Origin of the sequence: Citrobacter sp. (genome assembly GCF_050252275.1) — a bacterium.
Classification (GTDB): domain Bacteria; phylum Pseudomonadota; class Gammaproteobacteria; order Enterobacterales; family Enterobacteriaceae; genus Citrobacter_A; species Citrobacter_A amalonaticus.
Genome location: NZ_JBFWLF010000343.1, coordinates 1 through 4,371 on the forward strand (window position 1 = coordinate 1; position 4,371 = coordinate 4,371).

The following is a 4,371-nucleotide window of genomic DNA, read 5'->3' on the forward strand; positions in this document are numbered from 1 at the left end:
CGCGCCATAGAGATCGGGATAGAAAATCGACGGTACGCCATTTTCCCGCAGCAGGATGAGCGCGTAGGCCAGCGGTTTGAACCATGCTTCAACGGGGGCTTCCAGCGCTTGGAACGGCTGGGTGTCATGGTTGGCGACCAGCGTCACAGCGTGAAACGGATCGGCTTCTACCAGCGTGCCGCTGAAGATCTGGCTCATGTCGTAATCACGTCCCTGACGCGACGCTTCATGAAAATTGAGCTGTAACGGGGCGTCGAACAGCATCGTTTTGCCTTCCACCTGGTCGATATAGGTTTGTAGCTTATCCACTTCGTGCGACCAGTATTCGGCAACGATAAACAGCGGCTTCGGTGCCACCTCCTGAACGTGTTCAATCCACTCTTTATAGAACCAGGCCGGAATGTGCTTTACCGCATCGAGACGAAAGCCATCACACTGCGTTTGTTCCATCACCCAGCGCGCCCAGTATTTAATCTCTTCGGTGACGGCGTGATTACGAAAGTCGATGTTTTCGCCCATCAGGTAATCGAAATTGCCCATTTCATCGTCGACCTGGTCGTTCCAGCCCTCGCCGGTATAGTCGTTGACGATTTTAAAAATGCCGTCTTCGTCAGGGTTTTCGATGTGGTCGATGCCGCTGAAGCATTTGAAATCCCAGATGAACTGCGAGTACTGACCGCCTCGCGCCGGGAAGGTGTAACGCGTCCAGGCTTCGCATTCGATGATCTCATCAGCAATCTGCGTGCGATCGTCTTCGTTGACCCGCTGTACGCGGAGGGGCTCTTTCTCGTCTGCACCCATTTTGTGATTCACCACCACGTCGAGTAGCACCGCGATGTCGTTTTTCTTCAGCGCGTCGATAGCCGTAAGAAGCTGCGCCTTATCACCATATTTGGTGGCAAGGGAGCCTTTTTGGTCAAACTCGCCGAGATCAAACAGATCGTAAGAGTCATAGCCGACGGAATAGCCGCCTGACGCGCCTTTATAGGCGGGCGGCAACCAGACCATGTTGATACCGATATCATTGAGGCTGTCTGCGCGCTCTGTCACCTCTTGCCAGAGTTTGCCACCTTCAGGGTAATACCAGTGGAAGAACTGCAGTAACGTGGGGTTTTTCATCTTCCGTGCTCCAGAAGTCATGTAAACGACCTCTGGAGTATGGAAGATTTTTGCCAACGTAGCGGGAATTATTGTGGAGCAGGGGGAGCGTCGGGTACCAGCAGCATGCCAGAAAGCCGACCATAAGCATTGTTGAGCGACTGCTGACGCGTTGACTGGCCTATCAGACCACTAAGCTCATCGAGCCGTTGGCGCAGTAAACCTTTCAGGCATTCTTCGTTATCCAGCGTCTGTTTGATATAACTGGCCACGATATCCTGAATACTGCGTGTCATGCCCGGTGGAGTTTGCGTTTCAACGACCGCTTCAATACTTTGCAGATAGGTGACTTCCTGTTCCAGTAAAAGGTCCCATTCACCCCGCTGCGCAAGTTCGAGCAGCGACTGACTGAGCAGCGCAATGCGCTGCCAACGGTTGATAAACTCCACGGCTGAGGTCATTAACGAGACTCCTGGGAAGATGCTTTCGGTGAGATCTGTTTCCAGGCTTCCGCAATGTTGCCGAGTAACCCTTCCACTTCTTCAATGGCTTGACTGTCATTGCGTAAATTAGCAAGTAATAAACGACGGATCATATAGTCATACAGCGAAGAGAGATGGTCGGCGAGTTCGCCGCCATTCTCCTGATCCAGTCCCGCTTTCAGACCATTATCAATGATATTGATAGCCTTACTCAGCGCTTCCCCTTTGGCGGTAATATCACCTTGCTCTAAAAACAGGCGAGCGCGCACCAGGGCGCTGTTTGCGCCATCAAACAACATTTCGATCAACTGGTGCGGACTCGCACTCATCACGCCGCTTTCCACGCTGATTTGCGCATAAGCTTTGGTACCGCTCGCGGTATACATGTTTACCTCTGGTTATCAGGAACTGGTCATCGCAGTAAATTGCTGGTTCAGGTAGCTACTGGTGTTATTCAACTTGCTCATCATGGTGTCCAGTTGCGTAAATTGAGCCTTATACCGCGCAATGGTATCGTCGATACTGGCACTGACGGAAAGATACTGTTTAGTCAGTTTTTTCAGCGTGGCATTGATGCTGTCCTGGGCGCTGTCGATAATGCCATCATCGGCCAGGTAACCTTTCACCAGCGAAGCCACTTTGGTCGTAATTCCGGTCTCTTTGCCATCACCGACTAACAGCTGTTGAACATCCACGCTATTATCGGTTAGCGCTTTTTTCAGTTTTTCATCATCAATTTTCAGCTTACCGGTGGTGCCATCCTGGGTAATGCCCATTTGCGATAACGTTTGGAATTTCCCGTCATTGGCGCTGGAGGAGAATTGACCACGGATACCGGTCTGGATGGTGCGAACGGTGCTGTCACCGAGGAGTGCGCCGTTGCTCGTGCTTTGTTCTTCTGCGCCCGGATCGACTGAGGTGTATTTCGTCAGGGTACCAATGGTATCTACCAGCGAATTGTATGCGTCCACCCAGCTTTTAATCGCGGTTGTTGCTTTATCATTACTTTTCGTTACCGTGACGGTGACATCTTTAACTTCTTTTGTCAGGTTCAACGTAATACCCTGAGGGGCATCGGTCACGGTGTTACTGCTACGAACAATATCAATGCCGTTGACGTTAAGTTCTGCGTCTTTCGCTTCAACAATTTGCTCAACGTTATTGCCAACCACATCCGGGTTATTGAAGCTGATAAATTGATTGAGTTTTTCATCTCCTGAGACGGAGATGCTCATTTTATTAGCGACACCCGTTTCTGATGAGGTCAGTACAAGCTGAAAATCATTGTCTTTCAGTTTTACAATACTGGCAGTGACACCACCGTTGGCATTATTAATCGCATCACGCATCTCGACTAAAGAAGTCTGATCTTTGGTAAGCTTTATCTCCAGAGGCTTCTCTTTCCCGTCCTGCTTAATGATGAGTGTGCGTTCCGCGTTGTCATTACCTTGGACAGCTTTACTGTCCGTCACTGTTGTGGTCGTGCGAAGCGATTGCGCTTGGGCTATATGCGTCACATTTATTTTATAAATACCAGCCGCTGCTCCTGCTGTGGTGCTGACGGTGAGATCGGTTGAGTTGCTGACTGCGGTCGTGCTTTTAAAAAGGTTTGCATCATTCAGTGCAGTGTTCGCGGTCTGGAATTTTTCCAGCGAGCTTTTTAACGTTCCAAACGCCGTCAGTCTTGCTGTAAAACTGCTCTGCTGCTGAGTGATAGGTTTCAGGCGTCCCTTCTCAGCCGTGGTCAGGTTCGTCAGTAATGTATCCAGCGGCAGGTTTGAACCCACGCCTAATGAAGTAAAAGAAGCCATGCGTAATCCCTTTTAATTGCAAACAGTGGTTAGCCACCTTATCGGCAATCTGGCGGCAAAGTTTAATAATAAATTTGGAGAAATAATGGCCGGAATAGTGTGCAAGAAGACGGGTTATTCAAAGGCTAAGAAAAAATGGGGGGAAACTAAAAATTCTCTAAAGTTCGAAATTCAGGTGCCGATACAAGGGTTACGGTGAGAAACCGTGGGCAACAGCCCAATAACATCAAGTTGTAATTGATAAGGAAAAGATCATGGCACAAGTCATTAATACAAACAGCCTGTCGCTGTTGACCCAAAACAACCTGAACAAATCTCAGTCTTCCCTGAGCTCTGCGATTGAGCGCCTGTCTTCCGGACTGCGTATCAACAGCGCGAAAGACGATGCTGCGGGCCAGGCGATTGCTAACCGCTTTACGTCAAACATTAAAGGCCTGACTCAGGCTTCTCGTAACGCCAACGACGGTATCTCCATCGCGCAGACGACGGAAGGTTCTCTGTCGGAAATCAACAATAACCTGCAGCGTGTCCGTGAACTGTCTGTGCAGGCAACGAACGGCACCAACTCCGAATCAGATCTGAAATCCATCCAGGCTGAAATCACCCAGCGCCTGAGCGAAATTGATCGTGTATCCGGTCAGACTCAGTTCAACGGCGTAAAAGTGCTGGCTTCTAACCAGACCATGAAAATTCAGGTCGGTGCAAATGATGGCGAAACCATCGAGATCAATCTGCAAGAGATCACTTCCAGCACTCTGGGTTTAGGTAATCTGGATGTGACTAACAAAAGTCTGGATCTGAGCAAGCTGTCTACTACTGCGCTGACTGATGCTAAACCATCTTCTAGCGTTCCGACTGCAAGTCATACGTTGACTGCAAAAGATACTGCAACAACCAATCCATACTCTCTGTATGTTGATGATGCGGATGCCAACATTGTTTACGCAAGTAATAACGGCACAGATTTCTACAAAGTGTCT

4 protein-coding genes and 1 pseudogene are annotated in these 4,371 nt (G+C 49.4%); 1 reads left to right on the forward strand and 4 read right to left on the reverse strand.

Annotation, left to right across the window (positions count from 1 at the left end; translation table 11 throughout):
- The 4 genes from amyA to fliD all read right to left on the reverse strand — a co-directional run.
- A partial coding sequence (gene amyA / locus AB7E14_RS21055; RefSeq protein WP_428169903.1) for an alpha-amylase occupies positions 1-1,119 on the reverse strand: 1,119 nt, incomplete at its 3' end.
- Between the two features lie 68 nt (positions 1,120-1,187).
- Positions 1,188-1,559 (reverse strand): flagella biosynthesis regulatory protein FliT, encoded by a 372-nt coding sequence (gene fliT, locus AB7E14_RS21060; protein WP_043000296.1) that lies wholly within the window; start codon positions 1,557-1,559, stop codon positions 1,188-1,190.
- Positions 1,559-1,966 (reverse strand): flagellar export chaperone FliS, encoded by a 408-nt coding sequence (gene fliS / locus AB7E14_RS21065; RefSeq protein WP_043000297.1) that lies wholly within the window; start codon positions 1,964-1,966, stop codon positions 1,559-1,561. The genes fliT and fliS overlap by 1 nt, the downstream gene beginning before the upstream one ends.
- Before the next feature lie 15 nt (positions 1,967-1,981).
- Entirely contained in the window at positions 1,982-3,391 is a 1,410-nt protein-coding gene (gene fliD / locus AB7E14_RS21070) for a flagellar filament capping protein FliD (protein WP_104446624.1), read from the reverse strand.
- Positions 3,392-3,645: 254 nt separating this feature from the next.
- Here fliD and AB7E14_RS21075 point away from each other — a divergent pair.
- A pseudogene (locus tag AB7E14_RS21075) lies at positions 3,646-4,371 on the forward strand (flagellin FliC); the annotation flags it as partial.